General features: G+C 62.7%; 21 protein-coding genes. 13 read left to right on the forward strand and 8 right to left on the reverse strand.

Going from position 1 to position 22,524, the window contains the following annotated elements:
• Positions 1–135: 135 nt before the first annotated feature.
• The 4 genes from prpC to AB6809_RS14120 all read left to right on the forward strand — a co-directional run bounded on the left by prpC (position 136) and on the right by AB6809_RS14120 (position 5,976).
• Positions 136–1,311 (forward strand): 2-methylcitrate synthase, encoded by a 1,176-nt coding sequence (gene prpC, locus AB6809_RS14105; protein ID WP_029966545.1) that lies wholly within the window; start codon positions 136–138, stop codon positions 1,309–1,311.
• Between the two features lie 165 nt (positions 1,312–1,476).
• Positions 1,477–4,074, forward strand: coding sequence for a Fe/S-dependent 2-methylisocitrate dehydratase AcnD (gene acnD / locus AB6809_RS14110; protein WP_192699398.1), 2,598 nt, complete (start codon positions 1,477–1,479; stop codon positions 4,072–4,074).
• A gap of 26 nt (positions 4,075–4,100) precedes the next feature.
• On the forward strand, positions 4,101–5,288 hold the full coding sequence (prpF, locus tag AB6809_RS14115; RefSeq protein WP_029966543.1) for a 2-methylaconitate cis-trans isomerase PrpF: 1,188 nt from the start codon (positions 4,101–4,103) through the stop codon (positions 5,286–5,288).
• 247 nt (positions 5,289–5,535) lie between these two features.
• Positions 5,536–5,976 carry a hypothetical protein gene (locus AB6809_RS14120; RefSeq protein ID WP_006049141.1) on the forward strand — a complete coding sequence of 147 codons (441 nt, stop codon included), beginning with the start codon at positions 5,536–5,538 and terminating at the stop codon, positions 5,974–5,976.
• 24 nt (positions 5,977–6,000) lie between these two features.
• On the opposite strand, the gene AB6809_RS14125 is transcribed toward AB6809_RS14120, so the two are convergent.
• Positions 6,001–6,408, reverse strand: coding sequence for a DUF305 domain-containing protein (locus AB6809_RS14125; protein WP_029966542.1), 408 nt, complete (start codon positions 6,406–6,408; stop codon positions 6,001–6,003).
• A gap of 43 nt (positions 6,409–6,451) precedes the next feature.
• Positions 6,452–6,649, reverse strand: coding sequence for a heavy-metal-associated domain-containing protein (locus AB6809_RS14130; RefSeq protein WP_029966541.1), 198 nt, complete (start codon positions 6,647–6,649; stop codon positions 6,452–6,454).
• A gap of 250 nt (positions 6,650–6,899) precedes the next feature.
• Here AB6809_RS14130 and AB6809_RS14135 point away from each other — a divergent pair, with 250 nt between their 5' ends.
• Positions 6,900–8,489, forward strand: coding sequence for a tetratricopeptide repeat protein (locus AB6809_RS14135; protein ID WP_029966540.1), 1,590 nt, complete (start codon positions 6,900–6,902; stop codon positions 8,487–8,489).
• Positions 8,490–8,645: 156 nt separating this feature from the next.
• Positions 8,646–9,653, forward strand: coding sequence for an NAD(P)-dependent alcohol dehydrogenase (locus tag AB6809_RS14140; protein ID WP_029966539.1), 1,008 nt, complete (start codon positions 8,646–8,648; stop codon positions 9,651–9,653).
• Positions 9,654–9,681: 28 nt separating this feature from the next.
• Here AB6809_RS14140 and AB6809_RS14145 read toward each other — a convergent pair whose 3' ends face one another.
• A complete protein-coding gene (locus AB6809_RS14145) occupies positions 9,682–10,305 on the reverse strand; it encodes an ATP-binding cassette domain-containing protein (protein WP_029966538.1) in 624 nt (207 codons plus the stop codon).
• A gap of 506 nt (positions 10,306–10,811) precedes the next feature.
• Between AB6809_RS14145 and AB6809_RS14150 the strand changes: the two genes are divergently transcribed.
• Positions 10,812–12,728 carry an AAA family ATPase gene (locus AB6809_RS14150; protein ID WP_029966537.1) on the forward strand — a complete coding sequence of 639 codons (1,917 nt, stop codon included), beginning with the start codon at positions 10,812–10,814 and terminating at the stop codon, positions 12,726–12,728.
• A gap of 25 nt (positions 12,729–12,753) precedes the next feature.
• On the opposite strand, the gene AB6809_RS14155 is transcribed toward AB6809_RS14150, so the two are convergent.
• From AB6809_RS14155 to AB6809_RS14165, 3 genes are all read right to left on the reverse strand, one after another.
• Positions 12,754–13,011, reverse strand: a complete 258-nt coding sequence (locus AB6809_RS14155) for a hypothetical protein (RefSeq protein ID WP_029966536.1) — start codon at positions 13,009–13,011, stop codon at positions 12,754–12,756.
• 74 nt (positions 13,012–13,085) lie between these two features.
• Positions 13,086–14,258 carry an acyltransferase gene (locus tag AB6809_RS14160; protein WP_035569558.1) on the reverse strand — a complete coding sequence of 391 codons (1,173 nt, stop codon included), beginning with the start codon at positions 14,256–14,258 and terminating at the stop codon, positions 13,086–13,088.
• 176 nt (positions 14,259–14,434) lie between these two features.
• The gene (locus tag AB6809_RS14165) at positions 14,435–14,701 is read right to left on the reverse strand and encodes a hypothetical protein (protein WP_029966532.1); all 267 of its coding nucleotides are present in this window, start codon (positions 14,699–14,701) and stop codon (positions 14,435–14,437) included.
• Between the two features lie 65 nt (positions 14,702–14,766).
• On the opposite strand from AB6809_RS14165, the gene AB6809_RS14170 reads away from it, so the two are divergent.
• Both AB6809_RS14170 and AB6809_RS14175 read left to right on the forward strand, forming a co-directional pair.
• The gene (locus tag AB6809_RS14170; protein ID WP_029966530.1) at positions 14,767–15,867 is read left to right on the forward strand and encodes an OpgC domain-containing protein; all 1,101 of its coding nucleotides are present in this window, start codon (positions 14,767–14,769) and stop codon (positions 15,865–15,867) included.
• 2 nt (positions 15,868–15,869) lie between these two features.
• Entirely contained in the window at positions 15,870–17,567 is a 1,698-nt protein-coding gene (locus tag AB6809_RS14175; protein WP_370882146.1) for a tannase/feruloyl esterase family alpha/beta hydrolase, read from the forward strand.
• Positions 17,568–17,788: 221 nt separating this feature from the next.
• On the opposite strand, the gene AB6809_RS14180 is transcribed toward AB6809_RS14175, so the two are convergent.
• A complete protein-coding gene (locus tag AB6809_RS14180) occupies positions 17,789–18,196 on the reverse strand; it encodes a hypothetical protein (protein WP_029966526.1) in 408 nt (135 codons plus the stop codon).
• A gap of 50 nt (positions 18,197–18,246) precedes the next feature.
• On the opposite strand from AB6809_RS14180, the gene AB6809_RS14185 reads away from it, so the two are divergent.
• The 3 genes from AB6809_RS14185 to AB6809_RS14195 all read left to right on the forward strand — a co-directional run bounded on the left by AB6809_RS14185 (position 18,247) and on the right by AB6809_RS14195 (position 20,283).
• The gene (locus AB6809_RS14185) at positions 18,247–18,486 is read left to right on the forward strand and encodes a hypothetical protein (RefSeq protein WP_029966524.1); all 240 of its coding nucleotides are present in this window, start codon (positions 18,247–18,249) and stop codon (positions 18,484–18,486) included.
• Positions 18,487–18,598: 112 nt separating this feature from the next.
• On the forward strand, positions 18,599–19,525 hold the full coding sequence (locus AB6809_RS14190; protein ID WP_006049154.1) for an ABC transporter ATP-binding protein: 927 nt from the start codon (positions 18,599–18,601) through the stop codon (positions 19,523–19,525).
• Complete coding sequence (locus tag AB6809_RS14195; protein ID WP_006049155.1) at positions 19,522–20,283, forward strand: ABC transporter permease; 762 nt, start codon at positions 19,522–19,524, stop codon at positions 20,281–20,283. Before AB6809_RS14190 ends, AB6809_RS14195 begins: the two co-directional genes overlap by 4 nt.
• A gap of 125 nt (positions 20,284–20,408) precedes the next feature.
• Here AB6809_RS14195 and AB6809_RS14200 read toward each other — a convergent pair whose 3' ends face one another.
• Positions 20,409–21,407: a LuxR family transcriptional regulator gene (locus AB6809_RS14200; RefSeq protein WP_006049156.1), complete on the reverse strand. Its 999-nt coding sequence runs from the start codon at positions 21,405–21,407 to the stop codon at positions 20,409–20,411.
• A gap of 176 nt (positions 21,408–21,583) precedes the next feature.
• Between AB6809_RS14200 and AB6809_RS14205 the strand changes: the two genes are divergently transcribed.
• Positions 21,584–22,507 carry an AraC family transcriptional regulator gene (locus AB6809_RS14205; RefSeq protein ID WP_029966522.1) on the forward strand — a complete coding sequence of 308 codons (924 nt, stop codon included), beginning with the start codon at positions 21,584–21,586 and terminating at the stop codon, positions 22,505–22,507.
• Positions 22,508–22,524 lie beyond the last annotated feature (17 nt).

Here is a 22,524-nt window from a genome sequence, read left to right on the forward strand (position 1 = left end):
TTGCCGAAACGTGCGCCGTTTCGCGCAAAGCAGTCCGCCGTGACAAATCAGGCACTTAGCGCAAGCCTGCGACGATGGCCCGTTCCTTGCATTTAAGGCCGCGTTCGAGAATCCCTAACGCATCTGGAGACAACGATGAGCGAAGCAGACAACAGCACCAGCACCACCAACGCCGGCGCGTTCAAACCGAAAAAATCCGTCGCGCTGTCCGGCGTGACCGCGGGCAACACGGCGCTGTGCACGGTTGGCAAGACCGGCAACGATCTGCATTACCGCGGCTACGACATTCTCGACATCGCGGGCAATTGCGAATTCGAAGAAATCGCCTATCTGCTCGTGCATGAAAAGCTGCCGACGCAGGCTGAACTCACCGCCTACAAGACGAAGTTGAAGGCGTTGCGCGGCCTGCCCGCGAACGTCAAGGCCGCACTCGAATGGATTCCCGCCGCCGCGCATCCGATGGATGTGATGCGCACTGGCGTGTCGGTGCTCGGCACGGTGCTGCCGGAGAAGGACGATCACAACCTGCCGGGCGCGCGCGACATCGCCGACAAGCTGATGGCGTCGCTCGGCTCGATGCTGCTCTACTGGTATCACTACTCGCACAACGGCAAGCGCATCGAAGTCGAAACCGACGACGATTCGATCGGCGGCCACTTCCTGCATCTGCTGCATGGCGTCGAGCCGCCGAAGTCGTGGGTCGATGCGATGCATGTGTCGCTCAATCTGTATGCCGAACACGAATTCAATGCGTCGACGTTCACCGGCCGCGTGATCGCGGGCACGGGTTCGGACATTTACTCGGCAATTACCGGCGCAATCGGCGCGCTGCGTGGACCGAAACACGGCGGCGCCAATGAAGTCGCGTTCGAAATCCAGTCGCGCTATCAGACGCCGGACGAAGCGGAAGCCGACATCCGCAGGCGCGTCGAGAACAAGGAAGTGGTGATCGGCTTCGGTCATCCGGTCTATACGATCTCGGACCCGCGCAACAAGGTCATCAAGGAAGTCGCGAAGAAGCTGTCGAAAGAAGCGGGCAACAACAAGCTGTTCAATATCGCCGAGCGGCTTGAATCGGTGATGTGGGAAGCCAAGAAGATGTTCCCGAATCTCGACTGGTTCAGCGCTGTGTCTTATCACATGATGGGTGTGCCCACCGCGATGTTCACACCGATCTTCGTGATCGCGCGCACTGCGGGCTGGAGTGCGCACATCATCGAACAGCGGATCGATAACAAGATCATTCGTCCGAGCGCGAATTACACCGGACCTGACGATTTGTCGTTCGTGCCGCTGGAAAAGCGCGTTTGATGTTGACGGCCTCGGTTCGATAACGAACCGAGGCCGCGCTTTCGCAGCCGCGAGCTACACTAGACCGAAGCGCCTGCTTTAAATACCGGAACGCGCCTGCGCTTAGGGCGCGCTCGACGCACGTCGCCGCCTTGTTTGCGCTTCATTACCGATCGTCCCCAAGCCATGAATACTGCCTACCGCAAACGCCTTCCCGGCACCGAGCTCGATTTCTTCGACGCGCGCGCCGCCGTCGACGCAATCCAGCCCGGCGCCTACGACAAGCTGCCGTACACCTCGCGCGTGCTCGCGGAGAATCTCGTGCGACGCTGCGATCCGGTGACGCTCGTCGCGTCGCTGAAACAGATTATCGAGCGCAAACGCGAGCTGGATTTTCCGTGGTTTCCCGCGCGCGTCGTGTGTCACGACATTCTCGGCCAGACCGCGCTCGTCGATCTCGCCGGTTTGCGCGACGCGATTGCCGCGCAGGGCGGCGACCCGGCGCTCGTCAATCCGGTAGTGCCGACGCAACTCGTCGTCGATCATTCGCTCGCGGTGGAATGCGGCGGTTTCGATCCCGATGCGTTCGCGAAGAATCGTGCTATCGAAGATCGCCGCAATGAAGACCGCTTTCATTTCATCGACTGGACGAAGCGCGCGTTCAGGAATGTCGACGTGATTCCGCCGGGCAACGGCATCCTGCATCAGATCAACCTCGAACGCATGAGCCCCGTCGTGCAGGTGCAAGACGGCGTGGCGTTTCCCGATACGCTCGTCGGCACGGACTCGCATACGCCGATGGTCGACGCGCTCGGCGTGATCGCCATCGGCGTGGGCGGACTCGAAGCGGAAAGCGTGATGCTGGGCCGCGCGTCGTATATGCGGCTGCCGGATATCGTCGGCGTGGAGTTGACGGGCAAGCCCGGCGAAGGCATCACTGCAACCGACGTCGTACTGTCGCTCACCGAGTTCCTCCGCAAAGAGAAAGTGGTCGGCGCGTACCTGGAATTTTTCGGCGAAGGCACGACGAAGCTCACGCTCGGCGACCGCGCGACCATCGCCAACATGGCGCCCGAATTCGGCGCGACGGCCGCGATGTTTTATATCGACGAACAGACCATCAAGTATCTGAAGCTGACGGGCCGCGACGACGAACTCGTGACGCTCGTCGAAACGTATGCGAAGCAAACCGGCTTGTGGGCCGACAGCCTCGAGCAAGCCGGGTATGAACGCGTGCTCACGTTCGATCTGTCGACGGTCGTGCGCACGCTCGCCGGGCCGTCGAATCCGCATCGGCGCTTGCCGGTCTCGGAGCTGGCCGCGCGCGGCATCAGCGGAAAAGTTGAAAACGAGCCGGGCCTAATGCCGGACGGCGCGGTGATCATCGCGGCCATCACGAGCTGCACGAACACCAACAATCCGCGCAACATGATTGCGGCCGGTCTACTCGCGCGCAACGCAAACCGGCGCGGATTGACGCGCAAGCCGTGGGCGAAGACATCGCTTGCGCCGGGCTCGAAAGCCGTCACGCTGTATCTGGAAGAAGCCGGCTTGCTGCCCGAACTCGAGCAGCTCGGTTTCGGCGTGGTCGCATATGCGTGCACGTCGTGCAACGGCATGTCGGGCGCGCTCGATCCGGTCATTCAGAAGGAGATCGTGGAGCGCGATCTTTACGCGACTGCCGTGCTGTCGGGCAACCGCAATTTCGACGGACGCATTCATCCCTTTGCGAAGCAGGCGTTTCTCGCGTCGCCGCCGCTGGTGGTCGCGTATGCGATTGCGGGCACGATTCGCTTCGACATCGAAAAGGACGTGCTCGGTGTCGATGCCGAAGGCAATGCGGTGACGTTGAAGGACATCTGGCCGTCGGACGAAGAGATCGACGCGATCGTCGCTTCGAGCGTGAAGCCCGAGCAGTTCCGCAAAGTGTATGAGCCGATGTTCGCGGTTTCCGTCGACACTGGAGATAAAGCCGACCCGCTCTACGACTGGCGCCCGACGAGCACGTATATTCGCCGTCCGCCGTATTGGGAAGGCGCATTGGCAGGCGAGCGCACGTTAAAGGCCATGCGTGCGCTTGCCGTGCTCGGCGATAACATCACGACGGATCACCTGTCGCCGTCGAACGCGATTCTGCCGGACAGCGCAGCGGGCGAATACCTCACGAAAATGGGCTTGCCCGAAGAGGATTTCAATTCGTACGCGACGCATCGCGGCGATCATCTGACCGCGCAGCGCGCGACGTTTGCGAACCCAACCTTGAAGAACGAGATGGTCGTGGTGGACGGCAAGGTGAAGGCCGGTTCTCTCGCGCGCATCGAGCCCGAGGGCAAGATCACGCGCATGTGGGAAGCCATCGAAACGTATATGGAGCGCAAGCAGCCGCTCATCGTGATCGCGGGCGCGGATTACGGTCAGGGTTCGTCGCGCGACTGGGCAGCGAAAGGCGTGCGCCTCGCCGGCGCGGAAGCGATCGTTGCCGAAGGTTTCGAGCGCATTCACCGCACGAACCTGGTCGGCATGGGCGTGTTGCCGCTCGAGTTCAAGCCGGGCGTGAACCGCATCACGCTCGCGATTGACGGCACCGAAACTTTCGACGTGGTCGGCGAACGCAAGCCGCGCGCGGACCTGACGCTGGTGATTCATCGCAGGAGCGGCGAGCGCGTCGAGGTGCCGGTGACGTGCCGGCTCGATACCGCCGAAGAGGTTTCCATCTACGAGGCCGGCGGCGTGTTGCAGCGCTTTGCGCAGGACTTTCTGGAGTCGTCGCGAGCGGCGGCTTGATCACGATTTCGTTTCAGGACACTTTCATGGCGCATCAACCGCAAATCAGGATTCCGGCCACGTACATGCGTGGCGGCACGAGCAAGGGCGTGTTTTTTCGCTTGCAGGATTTGCCCGACGCGGCGCAAATGCCCGGCGCCGCGCGCGACGCGCTGCTGCTGCGCGTGATCGGCAGCCCCGATCCGTATGGCAAGCAGATTGACGGCATGGGCGGCGCGACGTCGAGCACCAGCAAGACCGTGATCGTCGGCAAAAGCAGCAGGCCCGATCATGACGTGGATTATCTGTTCGGCCAGGTGTCGATCGACAAGCCGTTCGTCGACTGGAGCGGCAACTGCGGCAATCTGTCGGCGGCGGTCGGACCGTTCGCGATCAGCGCGGGCCTGGTCGACGCGAGCCGCATTCCGCGCGATGGCGTGGCGACCGTACGCATCTGGCAGGCGAACATCGGCAAGACGATCATCGCGCATGTGCCGATGACGGGCGGCGCGGTGCAGGAAACCGGCGACTTCGAACTCGACGGCGTGACCTTCCCGGCCGCGGAAGTGCAGCTCGAATTCATGGACCCGGCTGCGGAAGAAGACGGCGCGGGCGGCTCGATGTTCCCGACGGGCAATCTCGTCGACGACCTGGACGTGCCGGGCGTCGGCACGTTGAAGGCGACGATGATCAACGCCGGCATTCCGACTATTTTCGTGGATGCGGAAGCGATCGGCTACAAGGGCACGGAGTTGCAGGACGCCATCAATAGCGATGAAAAAGCGCTGGCCATGTTTGAGACAATTCGCGCTCATGGCGCGCTGCGTATGGGACTCGTTAAGAATTTGGACGAAATCGCGACGCGGCAGCACACGCCGAAAATCGCGTTCGTCGCGCGGCCCGCTGATTACGTGTCGTCGAGCGGCAAGCGGATCAATGCGGGCGATGTCGATTTGCTTGTGCGCGCAATGTCGATGGGCAAACTGCACCACGCGATGATGGGCACGGCGGCGGTCGCAATCGGCACGGCGGCGGCGATTCCGGGCACATTGGTGAACCTGGCGGCCGGCGGCGGCGAGCGCGAAGCCGTGAGATTCGGGCATCCGTCGGGCACGCTGCGAGTCGGGGCCGAGGCGGCGCTCGCAGGCGGCGAGTGGGTCGTGAAGAAGGCGGTAATGAGCCGCAGCGCGCGCGTGTTGATGGAAGGTTGGGTGATGGTGCCCGCGGCTGTTTAGCCGTGCGACGTATCTCGGATTTGTGCGTCGATGGACGATCGCGGCTGCCAGGCTAAACGAAATAATTCGGGTGACGAAACATCGTCATATTTAGCTTGCCTGGTTGTACTTTCACGGCTCGGTACTCGCTATAATCAACAGCCCGTTGAAGAACAACCGATGACCAGGTTTGACCGCCTGCGATCGTAACCGCATCGTCCAGCAGCAGGATGCGGGCGACCCACTGATGTCTTAGAGAGATCGCACAATGAGTAAGAACAAGAAGCCGCCGCAAGCCGATTCTCGCCCGCCTGTCGATGCTCTCCAGTACGAAAAGCTCGCGTTGTCGGCTTTCCATTTCTGTGACCGGCAGATGAGCAAACTGGATACGCTGGTTGCACTTGCGTCCACGATATGTAGGAATCCTGCCGTCACGACCGACGAGCGCCTCCGTCAGCAGAGCATGCTCGAATTACTCGTCAGTACCGGCGAGCAGTATCGGCAGGAACTCGAGTGCGACCGCGAATTGTTCCAGGTTATCGGACTGGATGCAAAGGGAGTTGCCCGCAAGCGCATCACGGCGAGCCATGCCGCGCGCCTGCTGCAGGAGGCCGCGAACAGCGCGGCCGCCGAGCAGGCGGAGTCGGCAGACGACGCGTTGGCGGACGACATGGAAGCCGGTTCCGGAGCGGGCGCCACCCAGCACTGAGCGGCTCCGTCCTCGCCTGCGAGACTACTTCGCGCCGTGTTTCGCCTGCCAGCGTTGCATGAAGGCGATCTCTTCGTGCTGCGCCTTGATGATGTTCCTGGCAAGGCGCTTCAGTTCGGGGTCCTTGCCGTACTTGAGCTCGACCTGCGCCATGTCGACCGCGCCCTCGTGGTGCGGGATCATGTGCGCGACGAAGTCCTTGTCGGCGTCGCCGGTGTAGGCCGGCGCGCTCATGTTCTTCATCATCTTGTCGTCGGCGGCCTTGAATGCCGGCGTCGAGTCGCCCGAGCCGGCATCGGCCGGTGAGGACATGTCCATGCCGGGCATGGACGCCGTGTGCTGCGCATGAGCAGGCACGGCGGCAACGGCGCATGCGAGGCCGGCGGATACGCATACAACACGAAGCAAGCAAAACGCGCGAAATTTGTTCATAGTCGATTCCCGTTAAAAGCTCTTTCGAGCGAAACATACATGATCAGTTTTTTATCGACGGATGAAAGCCCGCCGCTTCGATCGCCTCGATCAGTTGCGCGGCCGGCAGCGTCGAAGCAATCTTGACGATTTTTGTGGACACGTCGATGTCGACGGCCGCAGCCGGATCGACACCGGTGAGCGCGCGAGCGATCGAGTTGGCGCAGCCGCCGCACGACATATCTTTCACCGCTAATTCCAGTTCCATTTCGAATCTCCTGAGATAAATCTCAGGGCGATCTTGGACCTTCCCACGGGGGTAAGGTCAAGTCCGTATCCCGGCGTTTTTACTTTATTGCTGACGCCAATGTGCGCGTCCGATTCGGAACGGTCCTACACAGGTTCGCGCGCGGGGCATCGATAATCGACGCAGCTCGCAGTAACGCAGCGTTCGCAGCCCGTGCCCGGGCAACGCCTCCACGGTTCATCAACGCAATCTCATTCTTGCGATCATGCAAAGCCCAACTCCGCTGTCATCTGAAGTCTCGTCTGAAGTCATCTCGCTCTGGTTCAACGAGGCGGAGGAGGCGCGCGTCGCAGGCCGGCTCGATACGGCGCAGGCGCTGCTCGACCGGATCATCATGCACGATTCGACGCACGCCGGGGCTCTTTATGCGCGTGGGCTGGTGGCGCTCGCGTCGGATCAGCTTCCGTTGGCGCAGCGCTGGATCGAGCGCGCGATCGAAGTCGAGCCGCAGCCGCCGTTCTTCGACATGCTGTGCCTCGTCCAGATCAAGCTGCGCATGTTCGCGAGCATCGCACAGACCGCGAAGGCGGGACTTGTCCATCAGCCGGATTCGCTCCCGCTTCACTACTACCTGGGCGTGGCGCTGCAATTGCAAGGGCGTTCCGACGAGGCCGCGGCTGTCTATCGGCGTTTGATCGAGCTGAAACCGGACTACGCGCAGGCGCATGCGAACCTCGGCGTCGTCGTCAAGGATCTGGGCTCGTTGAGCGACGCGGAGCGGCATATCAGGCAAGCCATCGCGCTCGATCCCGCAAATCGCGGTGCGCGCGCGAGTCTCAGCCTGGTGCTGCTCGCGGCGGGCCGCTATGAAGAGGCGTGGCCTTACTTCGAGGAGCGCACGGCGAATTTCGTCGATGCGCGCGGGCAGCCCGCGTCGCAGGCGCCGCAACTGCCGTTGCCGCAATGGAAGGGCGAGCGCCCCGACGTGGTGGGCGGCGCGCATGGCCTGAACGCGAGCGGCGCGCGTCTGCTGGTGTTGCCCGAGCAGGGCCACGGCGACAGCCTGCAATTCGTGCGTTATCTGCCGCTCGCGCTCGAACGCTTTGCCGAGGTGGGCTATATCTGCCCGCCGTCGTTGCGGCGGCTTTACGAAGAGTCGTTGTGCGCCCGCTGGCCAGGTCTCGTGATGCTCGACGACGTCATGCCGGACATCAGCCAATGGGACTGGCAATGTCCGTTGATGTCGCTGCCGCTCGCGTTCGGCACGCGCCTCGACAACATCCCGGCCGACGCATATCTGTGCGCGGACCCGCAGCGCTCCGCGACCTGGCGCGCGAGACTCGACGCGTTGCCGCAACAAGGGCTGCCGCGCGTCGGCGTCGTGTGGGCGGGCGGTCACTCGGGGCTTACCGAAGACCGCGCACGCAGTCTGAGCTCGGCGCAAATGGCGCCATTGTTCGCGTCGTCGCCGCTTCGCTGGATCAGCCTGCAAAAGACCGACGACCTCGCGAAGCGTCCGAGCGCCGCCACGAAACCTTATTTGATCGACTGGATGGATGAAGTCGCGGATTTCGCGGACACCGCGGCGATTATCGACAACCTCGATCTGGTCATTTCCGTCGATACGTCGGTCGCGCATCTCGCCGCTGCGATGGGCAAGCCGGTCTGGCTGCTCAATCGCTTCGCCGGCTGCTGGCGCTGGCTGCGCGATCGCGAAGACAGTCCGTGGTATCCGGGCGTGCGCATCTTCACGCAGCCGGAGCGGGACAATTGGACGGACGTCATCGCGCGTATCGCGGACGAACTGAAGCGTCGTTATGAACTGGGCAAGACGTACGGCTCTTTTGTGCGCTAGCGGGCTGGCATCGCGGCTTCGCGTTGGCCCCGTAGAACAAGCATAAACGCACAGTTCGCGATGCCGCGCTCGTCGACATGCAAAACCTGCTTGCGATATTCTTTGGCGAAGCAGGGCGCGCGTCGAGCGCCTGACAAAACCTAAAGGAGCCGCGATATGAAAGCCGTCAAGATTGGTTCACCCGCCAGCGTCGATAGTCTCCAGGTGGTCGACATCGGCGATCCTGGACAGCCCGGCGCGGGCCAGCTTCGGGTTCGCATTCACGCGAGCTCATTGAACTTCCATGACTATGGCGTCGTGAGCGGTGTGTTGCCCGCCGAGGCCGGGCGTATTCCGATGGCGGACGGCGCGGGCGTCGTCGAGGCGGTCGGCGCAGGCGTCGACGGATTCAAGGCCGGCGATCACGTGGTGTCATGTTTCTTCCCGTTCTGGGAGAACGGCCCGCCCGCCATCGGCGATTTCACGACCACACCGGGCGACGGCGTCGACGGCTATGCGCGTGAAGTCGTCGTGCTGCCGAGCCAGTATTTCACGCATGCGCCGCAGGGTTATAGTCACGCCGAATCCGCGACGCTGACCACCGCGGGGCTCACCGCGTGGCGGGCGCTCGTGGTCGACGGTCAGTTGAAGGCGGGCGCCACGGTGCTCGTGCTCGGCACGGGCGGCGTGTCGATCTTCGCTTTGCAGCTTGCGAGAGCCATGGGCGCGTCGGTTATCGCGACGTCTTCATCGGATGCGAAGCTCGAGAAGCTGCGCGCGCTCGGCGCCGATCATACGATCAACTACCGCGACAATCCCGAATGGGGCAAGGAAGTGCGCTCGCTGACCGGCGGCCGAGGCGTCGATCATGTGATCGAAGTGGGCGGCCCGGGCACGTTGCCGCAGTCGATCACGGCTTGCCGGATCGGCGGGCATATTGCGCTGATCGGCGTGCTGACGGGCCGCGCCGGCCCCGTGCCGACCGCGGCGCTGATGGCGCGGCAACAGCGGCTGCAAGGCTTGATCGTCGGCAGCCGGCAGGACCAGCGCGATATGATCCGCGCGCTCGAAGTGACGGGCATCAAGCCGGTGATCGACAGCACGTTCGAACTCGCGCAACTCGCGGATGCGTTCAGGCACGAGGCGTCGGGTGCGCACTTCGGGAAGATCTGCGTGTCGATTTGAGCGCGGCGCGGTGCACGGCCCGCCAGGTTTAGCCGCGCTGCGCGAGATCGGCAAACGTGATGCGAGTGGCCGCGCAGGCTTCAGTGAACGCCTCGTCATAGCTCGAGAAAAACACCGTGCGAGTTTGCGCGAGTGTCGTGAAGAGATCGACCAGCACGGCGCGCGCGGCGGCGTCGAGTCCACCTACGGGCTCGTCGGCGATCAGCACGCTCGTTTCGCCGAGCATCGCCGAGGTCAGAAAGAACTTCTTGCGCGTGCCGAACGACATCTGTTCGAAGCGCTTGTCCATATGCGGCGTGAGCCCGAAACGGTCGGCGAGCGTTAGCGCCGCGTCGCTGACGCTCGCGTTGCGCGCCGCGGCCACGCGCCGCAAGTACTCACGGCCGGTCGGGTCGGGCGACGGCATGCAATCCTCTGGCACGTACGTCAAAAGCGATCTCGCGACGGCGGGCGCCGCGTTCACCAAATGGCCGCCGATCCAGACATCGCCGGAATCGGCTGCGAGCGCGCCGGCGAGAATCGCGAGCAAAGTGGATTTGCCGCTGCCGGACTCGTCGTTGAGCGCGACGCAACCGGCGGCGGAGTCGTGACGCAATCCCGCGAAAACGATGCGGTCGTTATAGCGCTTGCTGAGGTTTTCGAATCGAAGCATAAGTTGTGGCGTGTTGAATGTGCGTGCCGCGCAGGGGCATGTCGCCGTCTCCGCAATCAAGCGCTGACGAATGGCGAAGCCTAACAAAAAAATGCGCGCGGTCCAGAAACGAATAATCAGGAACAATTGACCGATTACCGCTCGACAGCGCATGACAAAAAATAGGGCGGGTTGAAAATGATAGGTCTACAGAATACACGGCCTTTTTTACGCTGCTAAACTGTGCGCCGGAGCAGTTTTCTACCGCATCTCATGCGCGGCTTGCGCCCTATATTCCGCCTCATCAAACGGCGGGATAGGCGGTAGAAACAGGCCTTTTCTGCGATTTGGAAGAAGCAGCCGCACGGCATACTGGCTCGTACGCGACTGGTTAAAAGGGATGCATGGTTGGGCATCCTCTCTTCCGGGCAGGCGTGGCGTCGCGAAAGCCGATTCCTCTCCCAACCGCTCATCCTCTGATTTGACATGTATTAGGGCTCGCTCGGGCCTGTTTTTGGAAGTGACTCATGAAGCCGGGAAAGAACTCGCTTGAGAAAAGACGTGCGCGCAAAATCACCGTGGCGGCCGTGGCCGCGCTCATTGCATTCGTGCTCGCATTCAGTTTGTGGCATTACCAGCAGCGCTCGGCGCAGGTCGCGCCCGCGCTAACCGGCGTCGCGAGTCAGATGCGGCACGATACGTCCGCGTGGACGCGCGAGGAGAAAGACGCGTCGCAAATGCTGCGCGACATTCATGACGCGAACGTTGCGGCGATCGGCGTGAGTCCGAGTGCGATTCTCGTGTCGAAGCGCGACGGTTCGAAGTACTTCGTGACCGACCACAACGCGACGTTTTCGCATGCGCTGCTGCTTGGCGAACCTAAAACCGGCGACGCCGCTTCCTATCAGCTCGTGTGGTTGCCCGACGCGGACATTCGCACGGGCGGCTCGCGCTGGCTTCAGGTGTTCGACCAGACGCGCGACGTGATCAGCCTGCTTCTGCCGCTGCTGCTGATCGGCGGCATGGTGTGGTTCATGCGCCGCGAAATGCGCGGCGGCGCGTCGCTGTTGACGAAGGCGCCCACGCTGCGCTTCGACGACGTGATCGGCGCGAACGAAGCGAAGGCGGCGCTCGCGGACATCCGCGGTTATCTGTCGAGCCCGAAGCAATTCACGTCCATGGGCGTGCGCGCGCCGTGCGGCATTCTGATGGTGGGCGGCCCGGGCGTCGGCAAGACGCGGCTTGCGCAGGCGCTGGCCGGCGAATGCGGCGCGAACTTCATCTCGATCACCGGCAGCTATTTCAGCGCGAAGTATTACGGCGTCGGCATCCAGAAGGTCAAGCACCTGTTCGAAATGGCGCGCAAGAATGCGCCGACGGTGATCTTCATCGACGAAGCCGACGGACTCGCGAAGCGCACCGACACAGGCGGCGGTCCTGTCGAAGCCGAGAGCAACCGCATCATCAATCAGTTGCTCGCGGAAATGGACGGTTTCGCTTCGAACGAAGGCGTGATCATCGTCGCGGCCACGAACCATCCCGACAATCTCGACGAGGCATTGCGCCGGCCGGGCCGTTTCGATCGCACGGTGCAGGTTCGCCTGCCGGATCGCGAAGACCGCGCGAAGATTTTCCGCTTCTATGCGGAGAAGCTGAAATCGAAAGCGGCGGACATCGACTACGATCAGCTCGCGCGTCTGACCACGGGTCTGTCACCCGCGACCGTCGCGATGGTCGTGAATCAGGCGGGACTGGTCGCGCGCAAGGCCGGCGAGACGGAAATCGCGGCCAAGCATTTCATCGAGGCGATCAAGATTGCGCGTATCGGCGACGTGAGCGGCGCCGAGCGCGCGCTGACCGAAGACGAACGCACGCGCATCGCCGTGCACGAAGCGGGGCATGGTCTCGTGGCCGCGCTGCTCGGCACAGGCGTACTCGAAGAAGTCACGATTTTGCCGCGAGGCGGCGCGCTCGGCGTGGCGCTGATTACCAAGGCGCAGGACAAGCATCTGTACCGTGAGACCGAGATCCGCAACGAGATCAAGGTGCTGCTCGGCGGTCGCAACGCGGAAATTCTCGCGTTCTCCGAGGCATCGAGCGGGGCGGCTTCCGATTTGCAGGAAGCGTCGCGCATCGGCCTCGACATGGTGTCCAAGTTCGGCTTTAACAGCGACGGCAATCTGTTCAGCCTCGCCGCGTTGCCTTCGCAATACGCGGGTCTTCAGATGAAGAGCGCGATCGAGCAGGCGAACGTGCTGCTGAAGGAATTGAACGAGCAGTGCTATGGCCTGCTGCATGCGTACGAGCCGGTGCTGCGCGCTATCGCCGACGAACTTCTCGAGCACGAAACGGTGCCTGGCGAGACGGTGTATCGGCTGATCAAGGAGCATAAAAGCACGCTGAAGATCGTGCACGAGCAGGAGCCTGAGCCCGAAGCCGCGTAAAGGCGGATAAGCCGACGCCACCGCCCTATGCGAAGTCAGATGGCCCCGGCGGCGGAACGCCCGGAGGCGTCTCCGTTTCGCCCAAAGGGTCGCGCTTCGCTTCGTCGTCATCCGATGGCGGCGTTTCGCCTTTCTCGGGCAGCGGCTGATCAAGCCCCGGTTCGACCGGCGTCGGGATTGCATCGCCGATAGGCTTTGAGACCTCGGTGGGTGGACCGCCGGGATCTTTTGTTTCGTCTGGCTTCTGGTCGTGCTCGTTCGGGCTATCGGGCTGAGTGGCCACGGCGCATCTCCAGTTGATCGCAGTCATGACAAGCAGGGAGCAATGCGCGTGCCCAAGGGTCGACTTCGACAACCTCAAGCGACCTCGGAAGCCGCATCATCGTCTGTCAGCACGCGCGCGCCGCGCTTATCGTGCTGCGGCGCTGCAGACTTCGCGTTATCCACCGAGGCCCGCCGCGTCTTCAATCGAAGAATCGGCTCCTCGATCAGCCGCCATGACAACAGCGCCAGCCCGAGCGAAATGCCGAACGACGCGGCAATCCCCAGCGCATGCGCCCACAGCGGCACAGCACCGCCGAACAACGCCTGCGCGCGATGGTTGCGGGTCAGGTCGGGAATCAGGTTGTGATACAGATAGAAGCCGTAGCTGATCCGCCCGAGCCCCGCGAGCCAGCGCGCTTCCAGCAGACCCACGACGACCGCATTGCGGCAGCATGCAATCGAACACACGAGCGCCGCGATGCATACCCCGTACACGGCATTGACGACGGTGAACAGCAGCGGATCGTGCAACTCGCTCCACACCGGCTCGCTCGCGCAAAAGCCCACGAGACAAACGCTCAACGCAAACAGCGTCGCGCCGTGGCCGAGCCACGCACGCACACCGGCTGCGTTGCCGGCGACCATCAGGCCGCCCATTCCGCCGAGCGCCAATAGCCAGAAGTTGCTCAACGGATGCGTGTAGATCGTGATCTCCTGCCAATGCCCGGCGCGCATCGCGAAGAGCGCAACGAGTCCCGTCGCCGCGATCATCACACACGCGACGAAATGGCGGCGCGCGGCAAGCAGCAACAGCAGCGGCGCGACGACGAGATAGAACTGCTCCTCGATCGCGAGACTCCACAAATGCGAGTAGCGCCCTGGCCAGTAATGCAACACTGAGCCGATCCAGAAGTTCGACAGATAAGCGAAATGAAACGGCATGCCGCTCGCCAGTTGCGGACTCGCGATGCCGAAGAGCATCAGCACGCACATCACGGTCAGCATCAGGTAATAAATCGGGAAGATGCGCAACGTGCGGCGAAACAGAAAACGCTTCAGCTCCACGACGAACCCGCTGCCGTTTTCTTCGATGCGAAGCCGTTGTGCCGAGAGAATGCCGATAATCAGAAAGCCGCTCAGTGCAAAGAAGATCCATACGCCGAGATGGCCTATTTCGCCGATGTCGCCGAATAGCCGGTGCTGAAGAAAGACCATCAGGACTGCAATGGCGCGCAGTCCGTCGAAGCCGGCGATTCTTTTGTTCATGTGAGTGTCTTCCAATGCGAAGGCGGTGCGCGTGCGCGAACCGTTCAGGCCGGTAATGGAAGGACCGGTGCCGCGTGAATGACCGGGCACGTCTGTCCGGTCCACATGAGTGGCCGCCGTGCGGAGCATCGTTCGAGCGGGACGCGCGAACTCCGACGGTCGTGCATGAAACCATCCTACGATGAAAAAAAGCGAAAAAAATCGCACACCGCAATGCGCGGATTTTTTTCGGCGGCAATTACCGGTGCATTCGCAAATAGCTGTGAAAGCCGCAAAACTTGCCGCGCATCGAATGCGCTTTCCATCGCGAATTCTGAATTGCGTGAATCGCCGTAATCGCGCCCATCGCCTGAATCACAATTACCGCTTGCCGACAGCGCGATTTCAGATTGCCACTGCGCCACTGCAAACAGGAGGCTGCCTGTCAGCGTGCATGAACTCATCGCACGACGCCGCCCCAAACGTTATATCGTGCTGTGTTGCTGGATAACCTTGCTGCGAGAACCGAATGGACATTCGCCGCGGACGCTCCGTCGAAGTCGACTTCTTTCGCGGGGTCGTGCTGATCGTCATCGTGCTCGATCACATGCCGGGCAGCACGCTTTCGCATCTGATGCTGCATGCGTACGCGTTGTGCGATTCGGCGGAAGTGTTCGTGTTTCTCGGCGGCTATGCGTCGGCGGCGGCCTATACGGCGGTGCTCGCCACGCGCGGCGAGAAGGCCGCTAATCTGCGCTTCGTGCTGCGTTGCTGGGAAATCTACCGCGCCTATCTGTTGACGGCGCTGCTCACGCTGCTTTCGGGCGCGGTGCTCGCGTTCCTCAATCTGAATCACGCGATGATCGACCTTACCGGCTGGTCGCCTTTCGCCGCGAGGCCGCTGCATCAGGCGCTTGAAATCGCGGTGTTGCGCCGGCAGCCGTATCTGTCGAGCGTGCTGCCGATGTACGTGTTTTACGCGCTGCTGGTGCCGGCCATGGTGCCGCTGGCCATGCGCTCGCGCGTGGCGGCGCTGGCCCTGAGCGCCGCCGTATGGTGGCTCGCGCGGTCGCTCGCGGCGCTTCTAAGCATTGACGACATCGCCGACTGGGCTTTTAATCCGTTTGCGTGGCAACTGATGTTCGTGCTCGGCATCGTGTGCCGGCTCGCGCCGGTCAGCGAGCGCTTTCATGCAGGGAAGGCCGCTCGCTGGTTGACGTGGGCGGCCGTCGCCGCCGTGCTCGCGTTTGCCGCGGTTAAACTTTTCGTGTTGACGCAGCCTTTGCCCGGCACCCTTAAACAGAATCTTTCCGTGGACCGCGTGATCAATTTCATCGTCATAGCATGGCTTGCCGCGCGGCTCGTGCGCTTGGGCAGCATCGCGCGGCTTGCGCAGCGCCTGCCTGCTGTCGTTACCGTGGGGCGCACGGGGCTCGTGTGTTTTGTCGGCGGCACGCTCGTGTCCCTGATCGTCGATACGGCGACGCCTCACATGTTTCATGGCTTTCGCGGCGTGCTGATCGGGCTGGCCGGCGATGTCGTCGCGATCGGCGCACTGCTGATTCTTGCGCGCGGCTGGCACGGATGGAAAGGGCAGCAACTGCGCGCGGCAGCGAGCGGGGCGCGTTGAGGATGAGGGCGCGCTCGCGCTGCACGGCTGTTCCGCGAGCTTCGCGGCTACGCGCATTAGCAACCTCGGTAGCGCTCGCGGCCACGCTTGCCGGCTTGCTGCCCGGAGCCGGCTCGCGTATGGTGCTCGCCGCGCAAAAGGAGGCGCCGCTTTCGATGCGTTGCGCCGAATTCGCGGGCGCCGTCTTGCCGCCGGAACTCATCGCATTGCCGACTGCGGGCGCGCAGATCGAGAGCGCGTCGATGGTCGGCGCGACCGCGCCGGGCAATCAGCAGGGCGGCGAATACTGCCGCATCACCGGGCGCATCAAGGCGGCGAAGCCGACCACGCCCGACATCCGCTTCGACCTGAATCTGCCGCGCCACTGGAACGGCCGCGCGCTGCAAGTGGGCGGCGGCGGTTACAACGGCGTGGTGGTGAGCGGCGTCGGCGTGATGCCGTTTTCACCGGATCGCGCGCCGCTTGCGCAAGGCTATGCGACGTTCGGCGACGATTCCGGGCACGTGGGCGATTCGTCGTTGGCGGTGTTCGGTCTCGTCGACGAAGCCGTGACGAACTTCGGCTACGCGCATCTGAAGAAGACACACGACGCCGCGCTTGCGTTGATCGCGCGCGCTTATGGGCGGCCGCCGCAGCGCATGTATTTCGCCGGCGGCTCGACCGGTGGCCGCGAAGGTTACACGGTGATGCAGCGCTTTCCCGACGACTACGACGGCGTGATCGCCAATTCGCCGGCACTCAATTTTTCCGGCGTGCGGCTCATCGGCGTGAAGGTCGGCCAGGCCGAATATGCGACGCCGGGCGGCTTCATCCCTCCGCTGCTGCTGGATCACGTGTATCGACGAACGCTTGCGGTTTGCGACCGGCTCGACGGCGCCGCCGACGGCATCGTGAGCGACGTCGCCGCATGCCGGGAGCATGAGGCGGAGATCGTCGATTCGTTGCGTTGCGCGGGGCACATGCTGCCACGCGACGAATGCGTCACCGAGCCGCAACTCGCTACGTTGATGGTGCTGCGCGATGGTTTGTCGCTGCCGTACAAGCTGGCCTGGAACGTCGGCGGTTATCGCGGTTACAACGTTTTTCAGGGCACTTATTTCGCGGGTTCACTGGGCCTCGGGCACCAGGCCGAACGGCTCGCGACGCCGAGATTCTTCGCCAACGGTTACCTGTTTGCGCAGGGCGACGGCTATGTGCGTTACTTCGTTGCACACGACGCGGACTTCGACTCGCTGAAGTTCGACCCGCAACGTCCCGGCAAATATCGCGCGCAATTGATCGCGCTGTCGCAGACCATCGGCGCAATGAACACGGACCTCGCGCGCTACATTGCGCGCGGCGGCAAGCTCATCACGCTGCAAGGTCTCGCGGATGAAGTCATCAGCCCGAATCAGACGATTGCCTACCGCCAGGCGCTCGTCGATCGTTACGGTGTGGACGAGGTCAACCGTTTCATGCGTCTGTACATGGTGCCGGGTTTTCAGCATGGCAGCGGAGCGTTCGTGCCGTCGGTGGATCTGCTTGGCGCGCTCGATAGCTGGGTCACGCGCGGCGCGTCGCCGGAAACGCTGATCGCAACCGACATCGCCGCGGCGACCAATGGACGCTCGCGACCGTTGTGCCGCTATCCGACGTTTCCGCGTTACGCGGGCAAGGGCAATGTGAATCTCGCGAGCAGCTTCGTATGCGCGGAGCCGTGACGGCGAGCCGTAAAGCGAAGCGCGACTTCTTTACATTGGAGCCGTTGCAAAATCCACCATCGACGCTGGAGCATTGCAAGCGCTCGGATTGCGGGTGAAAAAACAAATGGACGGCGATGCCGTCAAGCGGCGCCGCCGTCCATCTTTCCTCGCGCTCTTAAATCAGGGCCTCGAATTCATACGACTGCCCCGGCCCGAGCGCGAGTCTTCCCTTAACGTGATTACTGCCCGTTCTGCATCGTACCGTTAGTACCGCTCGTGCCGCTGCGCGTACCGTTGCTCATGCTGCCGCTATTCGAACGGTTCGTGGTCGCGCTGTTCGGCGATGCGCCGGTGCCCGTGCCCATGCCGCCGCCGGTGCCGGTCACGCCCGGCGAGCCATAGCCGGAATCGCCGGGGTGCTTCATCGTGCCGGGGCCGACGCCTGGCGCCGCGGTGCCGCCCGCGCCGCCCGTCGTGCCGCCGCCGGCGCCCACGCCGTTACCGCCGCCCGCACCCGCTGCCGCACCACCGCCGCCCATGCCGCCGCTACCGCCGGCACCGGCACCGCCGCCCGCTTGTGCAAAGGCTCCGCCCGAGAGTGCCATTACGAGCGCTGAAGCAAAAATCGTTTTGGTAAAGCGTTTCATGGTTCATCTCCATAGAGTCGATTGATGTCACGCGAGCGCCTTGCACTCACATGAACAAACTGCCGCAAGCACTGTGCCTTGGATGCCGGCGCGACGCGCACGGGCGCAGCAGCACGGCTGAAATCGAGCACGCGGCGTTCCCGGAGCGGTGGCGGTGGAGTCTGCTGGGCGAGCGGGGAACGGTGCGGGAGACGACGCGCATCGCGCGGATATCGTTATGGAAACCGAACTATCTTGCGCTGCAGCGAAATGGCTCGGCGATGCGTTCGGCGGTACGCGACTTCCCGTAGACTTCGATCCGTTGCGCTGCAGGCTTTCGCAGTTTCCATTACATTGCGGGTGCGGCCGCGCTTGCGCGTCATTTCATCCACTTAAACAACGGTGTCTGCCATCGTCGAATCCATGCAGCCAATCGTCTCAGTCACGAATCTGTCGAAAACCTATGCAAGCGGTTTTCAGGCGCTCAAAAACATCAACCTCGGGATCAACCGCGGAGAAATCTTTGCCCTCCTGGGGCCAAACGGGGCGGGCAAGACCACGCTCATCAGCATCATCTGCGGCATTGTCAACGCGAGCGAAGGCAGCGTGATGGTGGACGGCCGCGATATCGCCGCCGACTATCGCGGCGCGCGCTCGCTGATCGGCCTCGTGCCGCAGGAACTCACCACCGATTCGTTCGAAACCGTCTGGGCGACCGTCTCGTTCAGCCGCGGCCTGTTCGGCAAGCCTAAGAATCCCGCGCATATCGAGAAGGTGCTGCGCGACCTGTCGCTGTGGGAGAAGCGCAATAGCAAGATCATTACGCTGTCGGGCGGCATGAAGCGGCGCGTGCTGATCGCGAAGGCGCTGTCGCACGAACCGCGCGTGCTGTTCCTCGACGAACCCACGGCCGGTGTCGACGTCGAATTGCGCCGCGATATGTGGAAGCTCGTGCGTTCGCTCGCGGCAAGCGGCGTGACGATCATCCTGACCACGCATTACATCGACGAAGCCGAGGAAATGGCGGATCGCATCGGCGTGATCAACGGCGGCGAGATCATGCTCGTCGAAGAGAAGACCGAACTCATGCGCAAGCTCGGCAAGAAGCAGTTGACGCTGCAACTGGAGAGTCCGCTCGACGCACTGCCGCCCGCGCTCGCCGGCTACGGGCTCGATGTCGCCAAAGGCGGCAACGAACTGATCTACACCTATGAAGGCGACGGCGGCCGCACGGACATCATCGCGCTGCTCAAGGCGCTCGACGACGCCAGCATCCGTTTCAAGGACCTGCATACCACGCAGAGTTCGCTTGAAGACATCTTCGTGAGCCTGCTTCGAGGTAATCAATGAACATCTACGCCATTCGCGCGATCTACAAGTTCGAGATGGCGCGCACCTGGCGCACGCTGATGCAAAGCATCATCGCGCCGGTGATTTCCACGTCGCTTTACTTTGTCGTGTTCGGCGCGGCCATCGGCTCGCGTATCAAGGAAGTGGACGGCATCAGCTACGGCGCGTTCATCGTGCCGGGGTTGATCATGTTGTCGCTGCTGTCGCAAAGTATTTCGAACGCGTCGTTCGGCATTTACTTTCCGCGCTTCACCGGCACCATCTACGAGTTGTTGTCCGCGCCCGTGTCGTATCTCGAGATTGTCGTGAGTTATGTGGGCGCGGCGGCTACCAAGTCGATCCTGCTCGGGCTCATCATTCTCGCCACCGCGGGCCTGTTCGTGCCGCTGCAAGTGCAGCATCCGTTCTGGATGATCCTGTTTCTCGTGCTGACCGCGGTCACGTTCAGTCTGCTCGGCTTCATCATCGGCATCTGGGCGGATAGCTTCGAGAAACTGCAACTCGTGCCGCTGCTGATCATCACGCCGCTGACGTTCCTCGGCGGGAGCTTCTATGCGGTGAACATGCTGCCGCCGTTCTGGAAGATCGTGACGCTGTTCAATCCGATCGTCTATCTGGTGAGCGGATTCCGCTGGAGCTTCTACGGTCTCGCGGATGTCAACGTCGAAATAAGCCTCGCCATGACCGCGCTCTTTCTGGCGGTGTTTCTTGCGATCGTCGCGTGGATCTTCAAGACGGGCTACCGGTTGAAGAGCTAGGCGCAAAGCCCGCGCATTAAAAAAACGGCGTGGCGGCGGGAAGCCGCCACGCCGTTTTCGTGGCCTGCCTGCACTACGTGCGTGCTCCGTGCGTGCTCCGTGCGTACTCCGCGTACTACCCGCGTCTACGACACGTAGGCCTTCGCGACGTTGATCAGTTGCACGCGATTGCGCACATTGAACAACTGCCGCAAGCGGCGCAGATGGTAGTCCACATTGTGCGGCGACAGCCCGAGGAAATACGCGATTTCCTTGTCGCGCTGCCCCTGAACCACCGCCTTCAGCACTGCGTGCTGCAACTCGCTCAACGTCACGCGATGCTGCTGCGCGGGCGTCATGCCGATCACGCTCTTCGCGTGCGTCCAGATGAACTCATGAATCGTGTGCGCGAACATCAGCGTTTCGGCCACGATCGATTCGGTCATCCAGCGCGGATTGGCGATCTCCGAGTTAAAGCACAGGCTCGCGCTCAGTTCCGGCTCGGGCAGCGGCATCTGCGTGAGAATGCCGCTCTTGCGCCCGGTTGCCTCCAGCATGTCGATCAGCCCGCCGAGCCGCTCGCTGCGCATTTGCGCACGCGGCAGATCGGCGCGCATGTCGACCGTGTTCCAGAGGAACGGCATGCCGGTCGGCGACGCGAGCGCCACGCGCGGATCGAGCTCGAAATAACGCTCGCGGAAATAGCGCGTGAGCCAGCTTTGCGACTCGTAGCTCGTCAGCACGAACATGGTCTTGCGATGCGCCGACGTGCGCGTGGCCGTATAGCTGAACGAGTTGAAGCCCAGTTGCCTGATGCGCTGCCGCACGAATTCGATGCGGTCCTGCGCACTGCCGAAACGCACCAGCGGACTGATGACCGGCGCGCGCCGCGCGGCCGGCGCGGGCGTGCCGATCTCTTCCTCGGTGAACAGCGTGAGGAAGCCTGCGGGCGCCGCGCCTGTTGCCGCGCGGCCAGATACGATCGATGCTTCAGCCGCGTGGGCTGACTTCGCGGCCTGCCGCGTACCGGCCGGGTAGGCCGGTTGTGCGGTGACCGCTGGGTTGTATGCTGCCGACGCATGGCCGGCTTCGCCCTGCGGCGAACCGGTCAGCCAATGCGGCAGCGTATCGCATTCGTGTTCCATGAAACGGTAGCTCCGGCGTTCGAAACGCGTGAAAGACGACAACCTGAATGATTAGCTATTTCCAAAAATTACGGTAGCCGGTTCCTTGCTATCATTTTTGCGATCTTGCGCTGACAGCCGACCGGCCACGCGGGTTTGACGGGTTTCTCTCTTTTGCATACGGCACCTCCTTGGGAATGGACGTGAAGACACGAATTCCAAAGCTGACAACGACGCTTGCCTACGACCGCTACATGGCGGGCCAGAAACTGGTGTCGAGCGTGGATCGCCCGTGGCGGCATCTGGTGTTGCGCTCCTATCTCGAGCCGGACGAGCAGGAACTGCTGGAAGCGCCCGGCCTGCAGGACCTCACGCTGATGACGCTGGCAAGCGGCGCCGAGCATCTCGAGCGCAATCTGAACGGGCGCTGGGAAAGCGCCGAACTGCGAGTGGGCGAACTCTGGTATGTGCCGCCCGCGCCGATTTCCTGGCGCTGGCGTTCGATCAGCGATGAGCCGCTGTCGACCGTCCATTTACATATCGAGCGCAGCCTGATCGACAGCGTCGCAGATCAGATGGAGCTCGGCGGGTCGTGCCGCGAACTGTCGCTCGGCGACGCGATGCGGTTTCATGATCCGCTGGTCGCCGCGATGCTTTCTGCATTGCATCGCGCCGCCAGTGATCCGGCCGACTCGCGCCTGTATGTCGATGCGCTGGTTCACGCGCTCGCCGCGCATCTTCTTCAACATTATTCGCGCGGCCGGGAAGCGGGCACGGCGCGCTTCGATCAACCCGAACGGCTGGTGCCGCGCCGCATCCGGCGTGTAACCGATTACATCCGGGCGAATCTCAGTGCCGACCTGACCATCGGCGAACTTGCCGCGCAGGCCGGCTTAAGCAGCTTCCACTTTGCTCGCGTGTTCCGCCGCGAAACCGGCGAAACGCCGCATCAATACGTGACGCGCTTGCGACTCGAAGAAGCGGCCAGGCTCTTGCGTTCGACCGATCAGACCGTGCAGCAGATCTCAATTGCGGTTGGTTACGAGAATGCCAGTCATTTCTCCGTGCAGTTCAAGCGTGATTACGGCGTGACGCCGCTGGCTTACCGGTTGCGCGGCTGACGTGCGGACCGTGCGGC

The organism is Paraburkholderia sp. RCC_158, from assembly GCF_041355255.1.
GTDB lineage: Bacteria > Pseudomonadota > Gammaproteobacteria > Burkholderiales > Burkholderiaceae > Paraburkholderia > Paraburkholderia graminis.

What these genes read in the sequence shown, in the direction of transcription:
- AB6809_RS14195 (WP_006049155.1), top strand. Translation starts at nt 19,522, where the DNA reads ATGAACATCTACGCCATTCGCGCGATCTACAAGTTCGAGATGGCGCGC.
- prpF (WP_029966543.1), top strand. Translation starts at nt 4,101, where the DNA reads ATGGCGCATCAACCGCAAATCAGGATTCCGGCCACGTACATGCGTGGC.
- acnD (WP_192699398.1), top strand. Translation starts at nt 1,477, where the DNA reads ATGAATACTGCCTACCGCAAACGCCTTCCCGGCACCGAGCTCGATTTC.
- AB6809_RS14190 (WP_006049154.1), top strand. Translation starts at nt 18,599, where the DNA reads ATGCAGCCAATCGTCTCAGTCACGAATCTGTCGAAAACCTATGCAAGC.
- AB6809_RS14140 (WP_029966539.1), top strand. Translation starts at nt 8,646, where the DNA reads ATGAAAGCCGTCAAGATTGGTTCACCCGCCAGCGTCGATAGTCTCCAG.
- AB6809_RS14185 (WP_029966524.1), top strand. Translation starts at nt 18,247, where the DNA reads ATGAACAAACTGCCGCAAGCACTGTGCCTTGGATGCCGGCGCGACGCG.
- AB6809_RS14135 (WP_029966540.1), top strand. Translation starts at nt 6,900, where the DNA reads ATGCAAAGCCCAACTCCGCTGTCATCTGAAGTCTCGTCTGAAGTCATC.
- AB6809_RS14200 (WP_006049156.1), bottom strand. Translation starts at nt 21,407, where the DNA reads ATGGAACACGAATGCGATACGCTGCCGCATTGGCTGACCGGTTCGCCG.
- AB6809_RS14165 (WP_029966532.1), bottom strand. Translation starts at nt 14,701, where the DNA reads ATGAGTTCATGCACGCTGACAGGCAGCCTCCTGTTTGCAGTGGCGCAG.
- prpC (WP_029966545.1), top strand. Translation starts at nt 136, where the DNA reads ATGAGCGAAGCAGACAACAGCACCAGCACCACCAACGCCGGCGCGTTC.
- AB6809_RS14125 (WP_029966542.1), bottom strand. Translation starts at nt 6,408, where the DNA reads ATGAACAAATTTCGCGCGTTTTGCTTGCTTCGTGTTGTATGCGTATCC.
- AB6809_RS14160 (WP_035569558.1), bottom strand. Translation starts at nt 14,258, where the DNA reads ATGAACAAAAGAATCGCCGGCTTCGACGGACTGCGCGCCATTGCAGTC.
- AB6809_RS14170 (WP_029966530.1), top strand. Translation starts at nt 14,767, where the DNA reads ATGGACATTCGCCGCGGACGCTCCGTCGAAGTCGACTTCTTTCGCGGG.
- AB6809_RS14145 (WP_029966538.1), bottom strand. Translation starts at nt 10,305, where the DNA reads ATGCTTCGATTCGAAAACCTCAGCAAGCGCTATAACGACCGCATCGTT.
- AB6809_RS14180 (WP_029966526.1), bottom strand. Translation starts at nt 18,196, where the DNA reads ATGAAACGCTTTACCAAAACGATTTTTGCTTCAGCGCTCGTAATGGCA.
- AB6809_RS14175 (WP_370882146.1), top strand. Translation starts at nt 15,870, where the DNA reads ATGAGGGCGCGCTCGCGCTGCACGGCTGTTCCGCGAGCTTCGCGGCTA.
- AB6809_RS14120 (WP_006049141.1), top strand. Translation starts at nt 5,536, where the DNA reads ATGAGTAAGAACAAGAAGCCGCCGCAAGCCGATTCTCGCCCGCCTGTC.
- AB6809_RS14150 (WP_029966537.1), top strand. Translation starts at nt 10,812, where the DNA reads ATGAAGCCGGGAAAGAACTCGCTTGAGAAAAGACGTGCGCGCAAAATC.
- AB6809_RS14205 (WP_029966522.1), top strand. Translation starts at nt 21,584, where the DNA reads ATGGACGTGAAGACACGAATTCCAAAGCTGACAACGACGCTTGCCTAC.